At 72.3% G+C, this 19,166-nt stretch carries 12 protein-coding genes and 1 pseudogene; 6 read left to right on the top strand and 7 right to left on the bottom strand.

Annotation, left to right across the window (positions count from 1 at the left end):
* From ACZ5GT_RS16835 to ACZ5GT_RS16825, 3 genes and pseudogenes are all read left to right on the top strand, one after another.
* On the top strand, window positions 1-486 hold a 486-nt coding region (locus ACZ5GT_RS16835; RefSeq protein WP_469023194.1), incomplete at its 5' end, for a phosphopantetheine-binding protein.
* Window positions 483-695, top strand: coding sequence for an MbtH family protein (locus ACZ5GT_RS16830; RefSeq protein ID WP_469023189.1), 213 nt, complete (start codon window positions 483-485; stop codon window positions 693-695). The genes ACZ5GT_RS16835 and ACZ5GT_RS16830, both read left to right, overlap by 4 nt.
* Before the next feature lie 86 nt (window positions 696-781).
* Window positions 782-7,990: pseudogene (locus ACZ5GT_RS16825) on the top strand (amino acid adenylation domain-containing protein); the annotation flags it as partial.
* A gap of 353 nt (window positions 7,991-8,343) precedes the next feature.
* Here the strand turns inward: ACZ5GT_RS16825 and ACZ5GT_RS16820 are convergent.
* Both ACZ5GT_RS16820 and ACZ5GT_RS16815 read right to left on the bottom strand, forming a co-directional pair.
* Complete coding sequence (locus ACZ5GT_RS16820; protein WP_469023186.1) at window positions 8,344-9,207, bottom strand: phosphotransferase enzyme family protein; 864 nt, start codon at window positions 9,205-9,207, stop codon at window positions 8,344-8,346.
* 269 nt (window positions 9,208-9,476) lie between these two features.
* Window positions 9,477-11,759, bottom strand: coding sequence for an MMPL family transporter (locus tag ACZ5GT_RS16815; RefSeq protein ID WP_469023183.1), 2,283 nt, complete (start codon window positions 11,757-11,759; stop codon window positions 9,477-9,479).
* 291 nt (window positions 11,760-12,050) lie between these two features.
* Here ACZ5GT_RS16815 and ACZ5GT_RS16810 point away from each other — a divergent pair, with 291 nt between their 5' ends.
* The 3 genes from ACZ5GT_RS16810 (at window position 12,051) to ACZ5GT_RS16800 (ending at window position 13,968) form a co-directional block, all read left to right on the top strand.
* A complete protein-coding gene (locus ACZ5GT_RS16810; protein WP_469023180.1) occupies window positions 12,051-12,605 on the top strand; it encodes a DUF1697 domain-containing protein in 555 nt (184 codons plus the stop codon).
* 69 nt (window positions 12,606-12,674) lie between these two features.
* Entirely contained in the window at window positions 12,675-13,295 is a 621-nt protein-coding gene (locus ACZ5GT_RS16805) for a TIGR03086 family metal-binding protein (RefSeq protein ID WP_469023176.1), read from the top strand.
* A 55-nt stretch (window positions 13,296-13,350) separates the two neighbouring features.
* Window positions 13,351-13,968 carry a mycothiol-dependent nitroreductase Rv2466c family protein gene (locus tag ACZ5GT_RS16800; protein WP_469023167.1) on the top strand — a complete coding sequence of 206 codons (618 nt, stop codon included), beginning with the start codon at window positions 13,351-13,353 and terminating at the stop codon, window positions 13,966-13,968.
* 105 nt (window positions 13,969-14,073) lie between these two features.
* Here ACZ5GT_RS16800 and ACZ5GT_RS16795 read toward each other — a convergent pair whose 3' ends face one another.
* The 5 genes from ACZ5GT_RS16795 to ACZ5GT_RS16775 all read right to left on the bottom strand — a co-directional run bounded on the left by ACZ5GT_RS16795 (window position 14,074) and on the right by ACZ5GT_RS16775 (window position 19,164).
* On the bottom strand, window positions 14,074-14,811 hold the full coding sequence (locus ACZ5GT_RS16795) for a sirohydrochlorin chelatase (RefSeq protein ID WP_469023164.1): 738 nt from the start codon (window positions 14,809-14,811) through the stop codon (window positions 14,074-14,076).
* Window positions 14,812-14,817: 6 nt separating this feature from the next.
* Window positions 14,818-15,699, bottom strand: coding sequence for an ABC transporter permease (locus ACZ5GT_RS16790; protein WP_469023161.1), 882 nt, complete (start codon window positions 15,697-15,699; stop codon window positions 14,818-14,820).
* Window positions 15,686-16,471 carry an ABC transporter ATP-binding protein gene (locus tag ACZ5GT_RS16785; RefSeq protein WP_469023156.1) on the bottom strand — a complete coding sequence of 262 codons (786 nt, stop codon included), beginning with the start codon at window positions 16,469-16,471 and terminating at the stop codon, window positions 15,686-15,688. The genes ACZ5GT_RS16790 and ACZ5GT_RS16785 overlap by 14 nt, the downstream gene beginning before the upstream one ends.
* Before the next feature lie 34 nt (window positions 16,472-16,505).
* Window positions 16,506-17,609: an aliphatic sulfonate ABC transporter substrate-binding protein gene (locus ACZ5GT_RS16780; protein ID WP_469023153.1), complete on the bottom strand. Its 1,104-nt coding sequence runs from the start codon at window positions 17,607-17,609 to the stop codon at window positions 16,506-16,508.
* 220 nt (window positions 17,610-17,829) lie between these two features.
* On the bottom strand, window positions 17,830-19,164 hold the full coding sequence (locus ACZ5GT_RS16775) for a sulfate adenylyltransferase subunit 1 (RefSeq protein WP_469023150.1): 1,335 nt from the start codon (window positions 19,162-19,164) through the stop codon (window positions 17,830-17,832).
* Window positions 19,165-19,166: the final 2 nt, after the last annotated feature.

The raw sequence follows: 19,166 nt of genomic DNA, 5'->3' as shown, positions 1-19,166 counted from the left end.
CTGCCGCACTACATGGTGCCTTCGGCGGTGACGGCGCTGGACAGGCTGCCGCTGACGGTCAACGGCAAACTCGACCGCGCCGCCCTGCCCGCGCCGCGGTACGGGACCGCGACGGCCACGGTCCGCGGTCCGGCTTCGGAGCGGGAGGAACAGCTGTGCGCCGTCTTCGCACGTGTGCTGGACGTACCCCAGGTCGGTGTCGACGACGACTTCTTCGCCCTGGGCGGGCATTCGCTCCTCGCAACCCGGCTGGTCAACGACATCCGGGCGACTCTCGGCGTGGAACTACCCCTCCGGGCCGTCTTCGAGACACCGACCGTGGCCGGACTCGTGCCACACCTCGGACAGACGCAGCGGGCCAGGCCCGCGCTGCGCCCGCGGAGCCGGCCGACCGGGCCGGACGCCGGCGGGGCCGCCTCCGGCACCGGCCTGCCCGCCCGGTCAACCGGGCAACGGAACCAGACACCAGAAGGGACATCGCTGTGACCAATCCGTTCGACCGCCCCGACGCCTCGTTCCTCGTCCTGACGAACGAGGAGGGACAGCACTCCCTCTGGCCGGACTTCGCCGAGGTGCCCGACGGCTGGAGCGTGGCGTTCGGCGCGGCATCGCGCACGGACTGCCTCGCGTACATCGAGGAGTCCTGGACCGACATGCGTCCGGCCAGTCTGATCGCCGCCACGCAGGGTGGCTGAGCGGCCCGGCGGACCACCGACGAACCGGTCCGCCGGCGCATCGCCCTCCGTTCGTCCCCCGTGCGACCCAGCAAGAGAGAACCGTCATGATCCCTCTGTCGTTTGCACAGCACCGCCTGTGGTTCCTCGGCGAACTCGAAGGGGCTGGCGTCACCTACCACATCCCGCTTGCGCTGAGGCTGACGGGTGAGCTCGACCGCACCGCCCTCCGTGCCGCGCTGCGGGACGTGATCGGCCGGCACGAGGTGCTGCGTACGCTCTTTCCCGCCGCCGACGGAGTCCCCGAGCAGCGGATCCTGGCCCCTGACGAGGCCGTGGTGGATCTGCCCCTCATCGCGACCGCGCCCGAAGAGGTGACGGGCGCCCTCGCCGGCCTGGCATCCCGGCCCTTCGACCTGGCACATGAGATCCCGGTGCGGGCCTGGCTGCTGGAGACCGGAGCGGACGAGCACGTACTGCTGCTGGTGGTGCACCACATCGCCGCCGACGGCTGGTCGCTCGGTCCGCTGGGGAGGGACCTGTCGAGGGCCTACACGGCACGCCGGAAGGGGCAGGTCCCCGATTGGGAACCGCTGCCGGTGCAGTACGCGGACTACACGCTCTGGCAGCGCGAACTGCTCGGGGACGAGGACGATCCCGGCAGCCTGCTGAACGAACAACTCGCCTTCTGGCGGTCGGCCCTGGCGGGCATGGCACCTGAGCTGGCGCTCCCGACGGACCGCCCCCGTCCCCCGGTCGCCTCCCACCGCGGCGGCCGGGTCACCTTTCGCACGGATGCGGACCTGCACCGGCGGATCGCGACCCTCGCCTGTGCCGAGGGCGTCACCGTCTTCATGATCCTTCAGGCGGCGCTGACCGTGCTGCTGTCCCGACTGGGCGCCGGCCACGACATTCCCCTCGGGGTCCCGGTCGCGGGCCGCGCCGACGCGGCGCTGGACGAACTGGTCGGCTGCTTCGTCAACACGCTGGTCATGCGCACCGACCTCACCGGTGACCCCTCCTTCCGACAGGTGGTCAGCCGGGTCCGGGAGGCGGGACTGACCGCTCTGGCACACCAAGAACTCCCCTTCGAGCGTCTGGTCGAGGAACTGGCGCCGGACCGGTCGGCGAGCCGGATGCCCCTGGTTCAGGTGGCGCTGTCGCTGCACAGCACCGGCAGCGCGGTACCGGACCTGCCCGGCCTGCGGGTGGCGCCCCTCACGGACGACGCGGCACCGCCCGCCAAGTTCGACCTCGAATTCGAGTTCCAGGAAACGTTCGATCCCGGAGCCGCCGGCTCACCCGCGGGACTGGCCGGCTCCTTGACCTTCGCAGCCGACCTGTTCGACCGGGTGACGGCCCACACGCTGGCCACCCGTCTCGTACGTGTCCTCGACTCGGTGACCAAGGACCCTCTCATGCCGTTGGGGCGGGTGGGGGTGCTGGACGAGGCGGAGCGGCGGCGGGTGCTGGTGGAGTGGAACGACACCGCGCGGGGAGTGGCGCCGGCGACGCTGCCGGAGTTGTTCGCGCGGCAGGTCCGGCGTGTTCCGGACGCGCCGGCGGTGGTCGGGCCGGACGGCGAGGAGGTCAGCTACCGGGAGCTGGACGCGCGGGCGCGGGCTCTGGCTCGGGTGCTGGTGGAGCGGGGGGTTGGACCGGAACGGCTGGTGGCGGTGGCATTGCCGCGTTCGGTGCGGTGGCTGGTGGCGGTGCTGGCGGTGCTGAAGGCGGGAGGTGCCTACGTGCCGGTGGATCCGGCCTATCCCGCGCAGCGGATCGCGTTCCTGCTCGAGGACTGCCGGCCCACGCTGGTGCTGACCGACGCGGGTGTGGAGGAGGGTCTGCCGCTGGGGGACCTGCCGCGACTGGCGGTGGACACGATGCCCACAGCCGACGACGGCATGCCCGGCGCGCGTGCGGCGACGGAAGCCGTGCGACGGGAGCCGCTGCTGCCGGCGCACCCCGCCTACGTGATCTACACCTCCGGCTCCACCGGCCGCCCCAAAGGCGTCACCGTCACCCACGAAGCGGTCGACCGGCTCGTACGGGAGACCGACTACATCAGCCTCGGCTCCGGTGATGTCGTCGGCCAGCTCGCCTCGGTGTCGTTCGACGCTTCCGTGTTCGAGATCTGGGGTGCCCTGCTCAACGGGGCGACCCTCGCCATGGCCCCGCCCCGCACCCTGTCGCCGTCCGACCTGCGCGCGTTCGTGACGCGCCACCGGGTCACCACGCTGTGGCTCACCGCCGGGCTGTTCCACCAGACTGTGGACACCGACGTGACCGCCCTCGGCGGACTGCGCCACCTGCTGGCGGGCGGCGACGTGCTGTCTCCCGCACGGTGCCGCACGGTCCTGGAAGCGTTGCCCGGAGTGCGGTTGGTCAACGGATACGGGCCGACGGAGAACACCACCTTCACCAGCACGCACGTCGTCCGGTCCGACGACGTGGACGACGTACGCGGCATTCCCGTGGGAAGGCCGATCTCCGGTACGCGGGTGTACGTGCTGGACGGTGGGCTGGCTCCGGTGCCGCCGGGCGTGGTGGGCGAGCTGTATGTGGCGGGAGCGGGCCTGGCGCGCGGGTATCTGGGGCGGCCGGGGCTGACGGCGGAGCGCTTTGTCGCCGATCCCTTCGGTCCGCGGGGAAGCCGCATGTACCGTACCGGTGATCTGGCGCGCCGACGCGGCGACGGGACGCTGGAGTTCCATGGCCGGGCCGATCAGCAGGTGAAGATCCGCGGTTTCCGTATCGAGCCCGGTGAGGTCGAAGCGGCGCTGCTCGACCTGCCCGAGGTGGGGCAGGCGGCCGTGGTCGCACGTGAGGACACGCCCGGGGAGCGGCGCCTGGTGGCGTACGTGGTCGCGGCGCCCGGTGTTGCGGCGGTGGACGTGCGGCTGGTGCGGTCCGCTGTCGCCGCGCGGCTGCCGCACTACATGGTGCCTTCGGCGGTGACGGCGCTGGACAGGCTGCCGCTGACGGTCAACGGCAAACTCGACCGCGCCGCCCTGCCCGCGCCCCGCCACGACACGACAACCGAAACCACCGGACCCCGCACCGCCCGCGAGCGCATACTCTGCGAAGTGTTCGCCGACGTCCTGGGCACACCGGACATCGGCGTCGACGACAACTTCTTCGAACTCGGCGGACACTCCCTCCTCGCGGTGACGGTGATCGAGCGGGCCCGTTCGCGCGGAATGGCCCTGGACGTGAGGGCGTTGTTCAGCACTCCCACCGTGGCCGCGCTCGCGCAGAGCGCGCTGTCCGCCGAAGAACGCCCCGAGCCCTCCCGGATTCCCGCGGGAACGCGGGAAATCAGCCCCGAGATGCTTCCCCTGACGGAGCTGACCCGGGCGGAGATCGACCGCATCACGGCCGCGGTGCCCGGAGGCACCGCGAACATCGCGGACGCGTACCCGCTGGCCCCTCTGCAGGAAGGCATCCTCTTCCACCACGTGATGACGCACGGCGAGGACGCCGAGGATGCCTACGTGCTGCCGTTGACGCTGGCCTTCGACACCCGGGCACGACGGGACGCCTTCCTGGCCGCGCTCCAGAAGGTCGTGGACCGGCACGACATCCTGCGCACGGCCGTGTTGTGGGAGGGCCTGCGCGAACCGGTGCAGGTCGTCCTGCGCCGGGCCCGGGTCCCGGTCATCGCCGTGGATCCGCCCGTCGGCGTGCACGGACCCGACGATGCTTCCGACTGGCTGCCGGCGGGCGCCGCGCCCCTGCGGGTGGACCTGGCCCCGATGCTGCGCGTGTTCACATCCACGACCGCCACGGGCGGGCGGTGGCTCGCCCTGGTGCAGGCCCACCACCTCATCCAGGACCACACGACGCTCGACGTACTGCTGCGCGAGATACGGGCGTTCATGGAGGGAACCCAGGACGCCCTGCCCGAACCGCTGCCGTTCCGGAACTTCGTCGACCGGGCTCGCCGGCGGGCCTCCCGTGAGGAGCACGAGAAGTACTTCGCACGGCTGCTCGGGGACGTGACCGAACCGACGGCCCCGTTCGGCGTGCTCGATGTCCGTGGGGACGGCACCACGGTCGTGGAGGCACACCGCTCGCTGGACTCCGCTCTGGCCGGAAGAGTGCGCGAGCAGGCCCGCCGCCTGGCCGTCAGCCCCGCCGCCGTCCTCCACGTCGTGTGGGCCAGGGTCCTGGCGGCGACTGCGGCACGCGACGACGTCGTCTTCGGCACCGTCCTCTTCGGCCGTACGAACGCGGGTCCGGGCGCCGACCGCGTACCCGGGATGTTCATCAACACCCTGCCGGTCCGGATACGGACCGCCGCCAGCGGGGTGCTGGCGGCGGTGCGCTCCGCGCAGGACCAGCTGGCGGAGCTCATGGAGCACGAGCACGCTCCCCTCGCGCTGGCCCGCCAGGCCGGTGCCATCGGCGCGGAGGGCCCGCTGTTCACCTCCCTGCTCAACTACCGGCACAGCCAAGGCGCCCGCCTGGACGTGAACAGCATCCTCGACGGCGTCGACGTGCTGCACACGCGGGAGCGGACCAACTACCCCCTCGGCGTGGCGGTCGACGACACCGGCGACGACTTCCTGCTCACGGTTCAGGCAGCCCCACCGATCTCCGCCGAAGAGGTGTGCTCCCTGATCCGCACGACGACCGAGAACATCGTCAACGCGCTGGAGACCGCGCCTCTCATGCCGTTGGGGCGGGTGGGGGTGCTGGACGAGGCGGAGCGGCGGCGGGTGCTGGTGGAGTGGAACGACACCGCGCGGGGAGTGGCGCCGGCGACGCTGCCGGAGTTGTTCGCGCGGCAGGTCCGGCGTGTTCCGGACGCGTCGGCGGTGGTCGGGCCGGACGGCGAGGAGGTCAGCTACCGGGAGCTGGACGCGCGGGCGCGGGCTCTGGCTCGGGTGCTGGTGGAGCGGGGGGTTGGACCGGAACGGCTGGTGGCGGTGGCATTGCCGCGTTCGGTGCGGTGGCTGGTGGCGGTGCTGGCGGTGCTGAAGGCGGGAGGTGCCTACGTGCCGGTGGATCCGGCCTATCCCGCGCAGCGGATCGCGTTCCTGCTCGAGGACTGCCGGCCCGCGCTGGTGCTGACCGACGCGGGTGTGGAGGAGGGTCTGCCGCTGGGGGACCTGCCGCGACTGGCGGTGGACACGATGCCCACAGCCGACGACGGCATGCCCGGCGCGCGTGCGGCGACGGAGGCCGTGCGACGGGAGCCGCTGCTGCCGGCGCACCCCGCCTACGTGATCTACACCTCCGGCTCCACCGGCCGCCCCAAGGGCGTCACCGTCACCCACGAAGGTCTGGCCTCCATGGTGGCCGAGCACCGCGAGCGCTACGCCGTGCGCGGGGAAAGCCGCGTACTGCAGTTCGCGTCCCCGAGCTTCGACGCCTCGGTGTTCGAAGTGATGATGGCCCTGGGGCAGGGCGCGTGCCTGGTTCTGGCCGCACCGCGCGATCTGCGGCCCGGATCCGACCTCGTGCGGCTGATCGCGCGCCGGTCCGTCACCCACGCCACCCTGCCACCGGCCGTCCTGGCCGTGCTGGAACCCGACAGTGTGCCGACGCTGACCACCCTGGTCTCCGCCGGCGAAGCGCTCGGCGAGGATCAGGTCGAGCGCTGGGCACCGGGCCGCCGCTTCGTCAACGCGTACGGCCCGACGGAGTCGACCGTGTGCGCCACCGCCAGCGACCCGCTGCCCGCCGCGGGCGCAGGTTCCCCGCCCATCGGGACACCTGTCGTCGGTACGCGGGTGTACGTGCTGGACGGTGGGCTGGCTCCGGTGCCGCCGGGCGTGGTGGGCGAGCTGTATGTGGCGGGAGCGGGCCTGGCGCGCGGGTATCTGGGGCGGCCGGGGCTGACGGCGGAGCGCTTTGTCGCCGATCCCTTCGGTCCGCGGGGAAGCCGCATGTACCGTACCGGTGATCTGGCGCGCCGACGCGGCGACGGGACGCTGGAGTTCCATGGCCGGGCCGATCAGCAGGTGAAGATCCGCGGTTTCCGTATCGAGCCCGGGGAGGTCGAAGCGGCGCTGCTCGACCTGCCCGAGGTGGGGCAGGCGGCCGTGGTCGCACGTGAGGACACGCCCGGAGAGCGGCGCCTGGTCGCCTACGTGGTCGCCGCGCCCGGCCACCGGCTGCCGGACACCCGCACCCTGCGCACACACCTCACCGGCATACTCCCGGCCCACATGGTCCCCTCAGCCGTGGTGCCCCTGCCCGAGCTGCCCCTGACATCCAACGGCAAGCTCGACCGCACCGCGCTGCCCGCACCCCGCCACGACACGACGACCGGCACCACCAGAGCCCGTACCACCCGCGAACGCATACTCTGCGAAGTGTTCGCCGACGTCCTGGGCACACCGGACATCGGCGTCGACGACAACTTCTTCGAACTCGGCGGACACTCCCTGCTCGCGCTGCGCCTGCTGAGTGAGATCCGCAGCGCCACGGGGCTCGGCGTGTCGCTGGCGGACCTGTTCCGGCACCCGACCGTCGGCACCCTGGCGGCCCGCCTCGCCGACGGCGAGAACGCCGACCCCTTCGGGCCCGTGGTCCTGCTGCGGGCCGGCGGAGACCGGCCACCGCTCCTCTGCCTCCCTCCCTCCAGCGGTCTGGCCTGGTGCTACGCGGGGCTCTCCCGCCACCTGGATGACGACCGGCCCCTGTACGGGTTCCAGGCTCCGGCGTTCGCGGGCGAGACGGTCCCGTCCGACTTCGCGGCGCTGACCGAGTACTACCTGGCCCACATCCGTACCGTGCAGCCCAGCGGCCCGTACCACCTCCTGGGCTGGTCCATGGGCGGCAATCTGGCGCACGCGGTGGCGGAACGGCTTCAGCGCGCCGGGGAGGAAGTGGCGCTCCTGATGATGCTGGACTCCTACCCTCCTGCAGCTGACGTCCCGGGCGGCGAACCCGACGACCACGTCCTTCTGACCGGCTTCCTGACGGAACTGGGAGTGCACGCGCCCGCGGACCGCTCGCTGACGGTGCGGGAGGCGCACGGTCTCCTCCAGGACGGGCTCGCGGCAGGCCGGGAACTGCGCGAGGAGCACGTCCAGGCGTATCTGCGCACGGTCCGTGAGCACCTGCGGATCCTGCCCGGCAGCGCTCTCGGGCACGTCGGCGGGGACGCGTTCCATTTCGCCGCCCTGCGCGACGGCCGTTCCGGGGCCGCCGCCCTGCGGGAGTGGCAGCCGCATCTCGGTGGCCGCCTGCACACCTATGGCGTCGACTGCGAGCACAGCGCCATGTGCGACCCCGCACCCCTCCAGGAGGTCGGCACGGTGTTGAACGGGCTACTCGTCGAGCGTGCGGCCCTGGATGACTGAACGGCGGGCGACCGGCGGGCTCTCTCCACCGAGGCGCACCGGGCACCACGCCGGAACCCGTTCCCGGGCGGGCCGTCCCGGCGCGGATCCCGCGTCTGTCGGCACGTGCGGCACGGCGGTGGCGGTGCCGAAGGCCCGGGCCGCTCGGTCTCTCCTTGCCGCAGAGCCGGCCCCGTCGGCGCTGCGTGGGCTGCGGCGGCCTCGTCGTGCAGGCCCGTCCGCGCCGCCGGTGCACAGGCGGCGTCGGCGTCCCGCGTCTGACGGCGTGCGGGGCAGTCCGTCGATCACGGCTCGCCGGAGTGCTCCGGCCGGGAAGTGATGACGGGATCGTTCCGAAGCTGTCGCTCAGGCGCTCAGAACGGATACCACCGCACCGTCTCGTCCCCGTCCCGCAGCGACGCCACCCGCCGCCGGAACTCGGCCAGCGCCTTCGGGTTGCCCGGCGCGTGCTGGGCCACCCACGCGCAGCTCGCCGTCTCCCGCGCGCCGCGCAGCACCGAGCAACCGTCCCACTCGCGCACGTCCCAGCCGTAGGCCTCGGTGAAGGAGTCGTAGGCCGCCGCGGGCAGCCCGTAGCGGTCGCGGGAGAGGGCCATGACCACCAGGTCGTGCTCCCGCAGGTCGGCGGAGAAGGTCTCCAGGTCGACCAACACCGGACCGTCCGGGCCGACATGCACGTTGCGGGGGAGCGCGTCCCCGTGGATGGGGCCGGGCGGCAGGTGCGGGGTGAGGGCGGCCGCGGCCGCCGCGAACCCGTCGCGGCGCTCGCGCAGGAACGCCGCGTCCGCCGGGTCGACGGCGTCGCCCGCGAGCCGCAGCCAGCGTTCCACGCCGCCCAGCAGCTCACGCGGCGGCAGCGCGAACGGCGGGGCGGGCAGGGCGTGCACGATCCGCAGCAGCCCGGCCAGGTCCCGGGGCTCGGCGGGCCGTACGGCGTCGGGCAGCCGGTGCCACACGGTCACCGGGTGCCCCGCCACGAGCAGCGGCTCGGGCCGCGCCGCCCGCACCGCGGGCACGCCGGCCCCGGCGAGCCACAGCGCGATGTCCAGCTCCCGGCGCGCCCGGTCCAGGAGTTCGGCGTCCCGGCCCACCTTGACGACGAGGCCGTCGGCGGCGAACACCGCGTTCTCGCCCAGGGCGAGCAGCCGCGCCTCTCCCGCCGGGCCGGGCAGCACCCGTGCCGCGGCCAGCACCTCCCGCGCCCGCGCCTCGTCCATCGTCCGCCTCCGTGTCGTCGTACACCCGCGTGCACCCGAGTAGACCCGCGTACACCCGCCGCGGACGGCCCCGGATTCCCGCCGTCCGTCGGCCAGTGTCGCATCCGCCCAGGTCGGACCGTACGCGTGCCCGGGTCGGACCGTACGCGTGCCCGGGTCGGACGGTTCGCTTGCCCGGAGCAACAGCGCGGGCCCGCGGCCCCCCGGGAGGGGAGTCCGACGGGCCCGCGGCTTCGGCTGTGCGGTGGACCGGGTGGGACCGGGTGGGATCAGACGGTCACCGGCTCGCCCTCGTCCTCGTCGTCACGCGTGCCGTGCGTGCCGTGCGTGTCGTGCACGACCGCCTCCGGCGACTCGTCGTGCGTGAGGTCGGGCAGCCGGTGCATCCAGCGCGGCAGGTACCAGTTGCGCTCGCCGAGCAGCGCCATCACCGCCGGGAGCAGCACGCCGCGGATGACCGTCGCGTCGATGAGCACCGCGGCCGCCAGGCCGACGCCCATCTGCTTCATGGACTGCATGGACAGCGTGCCGAAGATCGCGAACACGGCGACCATGATGACCGCGGCGCTGGTGACGACGCCGGCCGTGGTGACCACGCCGTGCCGGATCGCGTCGTTCGTCGTACGGCCCCGCAGGCGCGCCTCGCGGATCCGGGAGACCACGAACACGTGGTAGTCCATCGACAGGCCGAACAGGATGACGAACAGGAACAGCGGCAGCCAGGTGATGATGGCGCCGACGCCCTCCGCGCCGACCAGGGAGGCGCCCCAGCCGTGCTGGAAGACGGCGACGAGGATGCCGTACGCGGCGCCCACCGACAGCAGGTTGAGCACGATCGAGGTGGCCGCGATCGTCAGCGAGCGGAACGACAGCAGCATCAGCAGGAAGGCGAAGACCACCACGAACGCGAACACCGGGATGACGGCGCCGGCCAGCTGGTCGTTGAAGTCGTGCGAGCCGGCGACCTGTCCGGTGATCGGCGCCTGGACGCCGTCGACCTTGCCGAGGGTGGCCGGCCGCACCTCGTCGCGCAGCTTCTCCAGGCTCGCCCCGGCCTTGTCCCGGTCGGAGCCGCCGACCAGCGGGACGTACACGTAGGCGACGTTCTGCGCGTCGTGCAGCGTGATCTGCACGGGGCCGCGGGAGGCGCCCGAGCTGATCGCGCGGTCGCGGAACGCGGCGAGCGCGTCCTTCACCTCCGGGGCGTTGATGTCCTTCGCCTTGACGACCACCTCGGCCGGCTCCGAGCCGCCCGGGAAGGCGTCGTTGACCCGGTTGTACGTCTGCACGATCGGCAGCGAGTCGCCGAACTCCTGGTTCAGCGTGAGGTTCTGCGTCTTCATGCCCACCGCGGGAGCCGCGACCGCCAGCAGCGCGCCCGCCGCCACCAGCACGGACACCAGCGGCCTGGCGAGCACGCCGCGCAGCACCGCCGTCCAGAACCGGCTGCCGCCGTCGCCGCGGGCGGCCCGGCGCCGCATGGCCTTGTGCAGGAAGGGGATGCGCCCCTTCTCGACCCGCTCGCCCAGCAGCGACAGGAGCGCGGGCAGCACGGTGACCGAACCGACCATGGCGACCGCCACCACCATCAGCGACGCCAGGCCCATCGCCTCGAACTCGGCGAGACCGGTGAACAGCATGCCCGCCATCGCCACGCACACCGTGACACCGGAGACCACGATCGCCCGGCCGCTGGTGGCGGCGGCGACCCTGAGGGCCGTCTGCGCGTCCCGCCCGGCGGCGCGCTCCTCACGCTCGCGGCGCAGGTAGAACAGGCAGTAGTCGACGCCGACCGCCAGACCCACCAGCAGCATCACGGAGTTGGCGGTGTCGCTCATCGGCTGCAGATGGCTGACGACGCCCATCAGGCCCATCGTCGCGATGATCGCGGTGATCGCCAGCGCGACCGGCAGCAGCGCGGCCACGAGGGCGCCGAAGGCGATGAGCAGAATGCCGAGGGCCACCGGCACCGCCGAGTACTCGGCCTTCTGGAAGTCGTCCCCGAACGCGTCGTCGAACGTCTTCATCATGCTGGCGCCGCCGATCTCCTCGATCCGCAGCGTCTCGTGGTCCTTCTGGACTCCCGCGACGGCCTTGAGCACCGGCTCCACGCGCTCGCCCGCGGTCTCGGAGTCGCCGCGCATGTCGAACTGCACCAGCGCGCTGCGGCCGTCCCGGGAGATGGTGCGCGTGTCGTACGGCGACTTCACGTCCGTGACCTTGCCGGTGGCCTCGACGGCCTCGACGACCGACGCGACCGCGGCCTTGAACTCGGCGTCCGTGGCCTTGAGGCCGCCCCCCTTGGCCTGGATCAGGACCGTCTCACCGGCCGGCTCCTCGATCCCCGCGTCCTCGACTATCTTCGCGGCGGTGTGCGTCTCGCCGCTCAGCTGGTCGCTGTCCTTGACGTCGACGCGGCCCGCCGCCGAACCGAGTCCCATCGCCAGGACGACGAACAGCACCCAGATGCCGACGGCGGCCCAGCGGTGCCGGGCGCTCCAGCCGCCGGCCCGGGCGGCGAACCCCCGTACCTGCGCCTCTCGGTTCTTCATGACGGGCCTGCCCCTTCGTACGCGGTGGCGGCTCGTTGCCGCCACCTTCCGTAACGACGGTATGGGCCGCATAAGGACATCTCGTCGTACTGCTCGGTGAAGTGACAAGGCCCCGGGTCATCCGTCCGGACACCGCGCCCTCACCACTGGGGAGGATGGCGACCCCCTACATGTACCGGGCCTCCTCGGGGACGGCGGTCGGGGTGACGGGGCGCGGACCGGCCGCCGTCGCGCTCCCGCCCGTTCCGGGGACGGCGGGTCGGCGTCTCAGGGTGGCCTTAGGGTGGGCGGATGGCGACGACGTATGCGGCACTGCTGCGCGGGGTCAACGTGGGGTCCGCACGGAAGGTGCCGATGGCCGAGCTGCGGGCGGTCGTGGAGGGCCTCGGGCACGACGGCGTACGGACCTACCTGCAGAGCGGCCAGGCCGTCTTCACGGCCGCCCACGGCGACGAGGAGTCCCTGGCCGCCGACCTCGCGCGGGCGATCGAGGAGCACTTCGGGTTCGGCGTCGACGTCATCGTGCGCGACCACGCCTATCTGCGGGCGGTCGCCGCGGCCTGCCCGTTCCCCGCCGCCGGCCTGCAGCCCAAGCAGCTCCACGTCACCTACTTCTCGGTGCCGGTGGACGAGGAGCGGTTCGCCGGCCTCGACCGGGGCGCCTGCCTGCCGGAGGAGTTCCGGCTCGGCGACCGCGCGCTGTACCTGTACGCGCCCGACGGCCTCGGCCGCTCCAAGCTCGCCGGGCACCTCGCCAAGCCGCGGATCACCAAGGGCCTCGTGGCCACCACCCGCAACTGGAACACGGTGCTGAAGCTGGCGGAACTCACGGCCACGGCCCGGTGAGCGGGCGCGTCGGCCCGGGTGTCGCGTTTGTTCAAGAGCCCTCGGCGGGGCCTCCCTAGCGTGGGGTGCATGACGCACGACGACCTGAACCCCGGCACCGACCAGATCCACGCCCACATGGCAGAGTGCGCCGCCGAAGCCGCCCGCATCGCGCGCGGCGTCCCGGCGGACCGGCTGAGCGACCCCACCCACTGCCCCGGCTGGGACGTCCGGGCGCTGGTCAATCACTGGGTCCTCTACACCTCCCACGGCCTGGAGCACCGCGCGCTGCGCAAGCAGCTCCCCGAGGAACTGACCTCCCGCGACTTCACCGCGGAGCCCGACTGGGCCGAGGCGTACGCCGACCGGCTCCAGCGCGCCGTCGCGGCCTGGGCCGACCCCGAGGCCTGGGAGGGCGAGATCGACCTCGGCATGGCGAAGGTGCCCGCCGTCGACATCGCTTCGATGGTCGTCAAGGAGATGGCGGTGCACGGCTGGGACGTCGCCACCGTCACCGGCCAGGAACTGCGCATCTCGCCCGAGGCGGCCCGCTTCGTGCTCGGCGTGGTCGAGAAGCACGGCGACATCTATCGGCAGTACGACGGCTTCGCCGATCCGGTGCCGGTGCCCGGGGACGCGCCCGCCTTCGACCGCGCGCTCGCCGCCAGCGGACGCGACCCGCGCCTGTCCCGCACCGCATTGGACCGCTGAGAAGGCGCTCGATTGGGCCGAGACGCTGTGCCACCCGGCGGCTAGCGTCGAGAGCATGACGAACGGATCACCCACCCGCGTCGACTTCTGGTTCGACCCCGCCTGCCCCTTCGCCTGGATCACCTCGCGCTGGCTGCTGGAGGTCGAGCGGGAACGCCCGCTCGACCTCCGCTTCCACGTGATGAGCCTCTACCTGCACAACACCGGCAATGAGCTGCCCGACTGGTACCGCGACCTGGTCGACAGGTCGATCGGCCCGGTGCGGGTCGCCGTCGCCGCCGCCGAACGGCACGGGGAGAAGATCCTGCGCGACCTGTACACCGCGCTCGGCACCCGCATCCACGACCGCAGGGCCGGCGACTTCGACGCCGTGACCGCCGAGGCGCTCGCCGAACTCGGACTCGACGCCGGCCTCGCCGCCGCCGCGCACGACCCGTCGTACGACGACGCGGTGCGCCGCAGCCACCAGGCGGGCGCCGAGCCGGAGTCGGGCGGCTACGTGGGCACGCCGACCCTGCACGTCGACGGCACGGTGTGGTTCGGGCCGGTGCTGCGGGCGGTCCCGCGCGGGCCACGGGCGGCCGAACTCTTCGACAGCTTCCGCGTCCTGGCCACCCACCCGGACTTCTTCGAACTCAAACGCACCCGCACCGGCGCCCTGTCCTTCGACTAGCACGCGCCCGAAGGGGCGCGGGGAACTGCGCGACCGGCCACGACGGCGCGGCAGACGACCGACAGCCGTACCCGCGCGGTGATTCCCAGCGAACCCAGCGGAGCGTCAGGCGCCGACCGCCGCCGCCAGCGGCAGGCTCGCCGCGTCGTACCGCTCCAGGAGCAGCCGTGCCACCTCGGGCGCCGGGCCGAGCACGTCGGCGAGGACGTCCGCCTCCGCCGCGCCCCGCGCGATGCGGTCCGGCAGGAAACCGGGGGCCAGGACGTACGGGGCGACGGCCACCCGGGAGCAGCCCAGCGCCCGCAGTTCCCGCACCGCGTCCTCGGTGCGGGGGAGGGCCGCGGAGGCGAACGCAGGCCGCACGGCGCACCAACCGGTGTGCCGCCACTCCCGCGCGATATCAGCGATCACTGCGATCGCCTCCGGGTCGGAGGACCCCGCCGAGGCCAGCACGACCCCGGTCGAGGACTTGTCGGCGGGCGTCAGCCCCGCCTCGGACAGCCGCCGTTCCAGGGCGGACAGCAGCAGCGGCGACGGGCCGAGCACGTCCGCCTGACGGATCCGCAGCCGCGGCGGCGCGTCCCTGAGGACCGCCGGGATGTCCGCCTTCGCGTGGAAGGCGCGGGTCAGCAGCAGCGGGAGGGCGACGACGTCACGGACGCCCTGGGCCGCCAGGGACTCCAGCACCCCTTGCACGGACGGCACGTTGAAGTCCAGGAAGCCGGTCTCCACGCGCAGCCCCGGCCGCAGCGACCGCACCCGCCCGACGAGGGCGTGCACGGTCGCGGCGTGCCGTGGGTCGCGGCTGCCGTGGGCGACGACGAGAAGGACCGGACGGGACACGGCGGTTCAGCCCTTCACCAGCAGGCCGCGGCTGCGCAGCACCCACCGCTCCAGTGGGCTGAAGACGATCAGGTCGATGGCGATGCCGACGAACAGGATGAGCAGGATCGCCTCGAACACCATCGCCATGTCGCTGGCGTTGCGGCCGTTCTCCAGCAACTGGCCCAGTCCGACGCCGAGATCGGGGAAGGACGCGATGATCTCCGCGGCCATCAGCGAGCGCCAGGAGAACGCCCACCCCTGCTTCAGGCCCGCCACATAGCCGGGCAGCGCGGCCGGCAGGGTGATGTGCCAGGTGCCCTTCACGCCGGTGGCGCCCATGGTGCGGCCCGCCCGCAGGAACAGCGGCGGCACCTGGTCGACGCCGGAGACCAGGCCGTTGGCGATGGACGGCACCGCGCCGAGCAGGATCACCGCGTACATCATCGAGTTGTTCAGGCCCAGCCAGATCACGGCCGGCGGCACCCACGCCACCGACGGCAGCGACTGCAGCCCGGACAGGATCGGCCCGAGCGCCGCGCGCACGAACTTCACCCGCGCCACCAGCAGCCCCAGCGGGGTGCCGATCAGCAGCGCGAAGAAGAAGCCCAGCAGACCGCGCGAGACGCTGGTCCAGATATAGCCGAGCAGCGTGCCCTCGAGCCAGGCGTCCTTGAACTGGCCGCCCACGGCGGCGGGGGACGGCAGCTTGGAGGGGTCGTCGACGATCCCGAAGAGGAGCTGCCAGGCCACCAGGACGACCGCGATCGCGACGACCGGCGGCACGATCTTGTCGACGACGGTCTTCCGCAGCGGGGGCCGGCCGGTGCCGGTCGTGGTCTCCAGCGCGTCGAGGCCCGCCTCGACACTCCCGGTGTCCGTTGCCGTCTTCGTCTCAGTGCTGGCCATGACGGCGGATCTCCCCACGCAGTACTTCGGTGATCTCGAGGGACAGTTCCGCCACGGGGGCGTCCTCGATGCGGCGCGGCTGCGGGATGCCGACCCGCCACTCGCGCGCGATGCGTCCCGGCCGGGACGACAGCAGCACGACGCGCTGGGCGAGCCGTACCGCCTCGCGCACGTTGTGCGTGACGAACAGGACCGACAGCCCGGTCTCCTCCCAGATACGGGTCAGTTCGTCGTGCAGCACGTCCCGCGTGATGGCGTCCAGCGCCGCGAACGGCTCGTCCATCAGCAGCAGGCTGCTCTCCTGCGCCAGCGCGCGGGCCATCGCCACCCGCTGCCGCATGCCGCCCGACAGCTCGTGCACGCGCTTGCCGTACGCGCCCTTCAGCCGCACGAGTTCGAGCAGCTGCTCGGCCTTGTCGCGCCGGTCGGCCTTGGGAACTCCCCTGAGCTTCAGGGCGAGTTCGATGTTCTTGCCCGCGGTCAGCCACGGGAAGAGGGCGTGCTCCTGGAACATCAGGGCCGGGCGGCCGTCCGTCGTGATGGTGCCGGCGGTCGGCTGGTCGAGGCCCGCCACCAGGTTCAGCAGCGTGGACTTGCCGCAGCCCGAGGCACCCAGGAGGGTGACGAACTCGCCCGGGGCGACATCGATGCTGATGTCGTCCAGGACGAGCTGCTGCCCGCCCGGCACGGTGAAGGACTTCGAGACGTGCTCAAGGCGCGCCGCGTGCTCGACGGTCTCGTCGGCCTTGGCGAGGGTCGTGGTCGTGGCCATGGTCGTCACCTCGTGGGTACTCATCGGACTTGCCTCAGCTGGTGCCGAGACCGGCGTCGTCGACCGTCTTCTCGCCCTCGCCCTTGAGGACCTTGTTCAGGATCGTGAGGTCGTAGATGCCCTTCAGGTCGGGCTTCTCCAGCAGGCCCGCCTTGACCGCGTGCTGCGCCTCGGTGTTCAGGGTGGCGGCCAGCGGGTCGTCGGTGATCTGGATCGACTCCCACGCCGGGTCCAGGACCTTCGCCGGCAGCGCCTTGCCGGAATCGGCCGCCAGCTGCTCGTTCGCCGCCGCCTTCGCCTTGTCCGGGTTGGCGGCGATCCACTTGTTGGTCTCGACCGACGCCCTCAGGACCGCCTCGACGGCCTTCGGGTGCTCCTTGAGGAAGCTCTGCCGCACGATGATGTTGGTGATCACGAACTTCTTGTCCGGCCACAGCGTCGCCTCGTCCAGCAGCACCTTGCCGCCCTCGGCGACCAGCTTCGACGCGGTCGGTTCCGGCACCCAGGCGCCGTCGACGGAACCGGCCTTGAACGCGTCCGGCGTCACCTTGTTGTCGCTGCGGACGACCGTGACGTCGCCCTTGCCGCTCTGCGCGTCGACCTTCCAGCCCTGGTCGGCGATCCAGTTCAGGAACGCCACGTCCTGCGTGTTGCCCAGCTGCGGGGTGGCGATCTTCTTGCCCTTGACGTCCTTCAGGGACGTGACCTTCTTCGGGTTCACGACCAGCTTCACGCCGCCGGACGCCGAACCGCCGATGATCTTCAGGCTCTTGCCGTTCGACTTGGCCCAGCCGTTGATCGCCGGGGACGGGCCGATCCAGCCGATGTCGATGGAGCCGGAGTTGAGGGCCTCGATCTCGGACGGGCCGGCGTTGAAGGTGGCGTACTCGGCCTTGGTGGCGCCGAGTTTCTTCTGGAAGATGCCCTGCCGGCGGCCGACCAGTGCGGTGGCGTGGGTCAGGTTGCCGAAGTAGCCGATCTTGACGGAGTCGAGGCCGTCGGTCTTGTCGGCGCCGGTGGCGACCTTGGCGGTGTCGTCGTCCTTGGCCTGGGACCCGTAGCCGCAGGCGGCGAGGGCGAGCAGGGGGAGGACGGCTATGACCGCGAAGCGGCGGCGGACGGCATGGGTGGCAGGCACGGGAGGTGTTCCTCTCGTCGGCCCGGCGGTCACGTACTCAGGTCGTGGCCGGGAGGTCGGCAGGTCTGCGTTTTCGGCGGTGGGGGGTGCGGGCGCGCAGGCAGTGCGCGTACGTCAGCGCACACATCGCGTCACTCCGCCCTGCCCGCTGCCGAGAACGCCGCTGCCGACGCGGCCGCCCTCCTTGGCGAACGTGGACCAGTAGTCGGTGGTCGTCATGTCAGAAGTCCCACCCGTCGTCCTCGGGCTCGTCCTTGACGGGCTCCGGGGAGGCGAAGGACTCGCCGACCATGCCGGCGGTGAGGGTGGTGCCGTCGCTGGGGTCGATCAGGATGAACGATCCGGTGCGGCGGGAGTCGGCGTAGGAGTCGACCGGCAGCGGTTCGGCGGTGCGGATCTTGACCCGGCCGATGTCGTTGGCGACGAGCTGCCCCGGGTGCGGGTGCAGGGACAGGTCGTCGAGGGTGAGCCGGGACGGGATGTCCTTGACGATCGCCTTGACCGTGCGGGTGCCGTGCTTGAGCAGCACCCGGTGGCCGACGGTCAGCGGGGCGTCGGCGACGTGGCAGACGGTCGCCTCGATGTCCTGCGTGGTCGCCGGGGCGTCCTTGGTGGGCACGATCAGGTCGCCGCGCGAGATGTCGATGTCGTCCTCCAGCAGGAGGGTCACCGACTGGGTGGTCCAGGCGACGTCGACCGGCTCGCCCAGCAGGTCGATCCCGGAGACCCGCGAGGTGCGGCCCGAGGGCAGCACGGTGACCTGCTCGCCGACCCGGAAGGAACCGGCGGCGATCTGGCCCGCGTAACCGCGGTAGTCGGGGTGCTCGGCGGTCTGCGGCCGGATCACGTACTGCACGGGCAGCCGGGCGTGGCAGTGGCTGAGGTCGTGGCTGACCGGCACCGTCTCCAGGTGCTCCAGCACGGTCGGGCCGCCGTACCAGTCCATGTTCGACGACGGCTCCACGACGTTGTCGCCGGCCAGCGCGGAGATCGGGATCGCGGTGACCTCGGGGACGCCCAGCTCGGTCGCGTACGCCGTGAACTCCTCGGCGATGGCGGCGAACACCGGCTCCCGGTAGTCCACCAGGTCCATCTTGTTGACGGCGAGGACGACGTGCGGGACGCGCAGCAGCGCGGCGATCGCGGCGTGCCGGCGGGTCTGCTCGACGACGCCGTTGCGGGCGTCGACCAGGATCACCGTCAGCTCGGCGGTGGAGGCGCCGGTGACCATGTTGCGGGTGTACTGCACGTGGCCGGGGGTGTCGGCGAGGATGAACCGGCGGCGCGGGGTGGCGAAGTAGCGGTAGGCGACGTCGATGGTGATGCCCTGCTCGCGCTCGGCGCGCAGGCCGTCCGTCAGCAGCGCCAGGTCGGGGGCGTCCTGGCCGCGGCTCGCGGAGGCGCGCTCCACGGCCTCCAACTGGTCGGTGAGGATCGACTTGGAGTCGTGCAGCAGCCGCCCGACGAGGGTGGACTTGCCGTCGTCGACGGAGCCGGCGGTGGCGAACCGCAGCAGCGTGGTGGCCGAGAGCTCCTCGGTCGTGATCGTGCTCATGG

The organism is Streptomyces sp. NPDC031340, from assembly GCF_055569945.1.
This window is presented reverse-complemented; position numbering and strand designations above follow the sequence as displayed.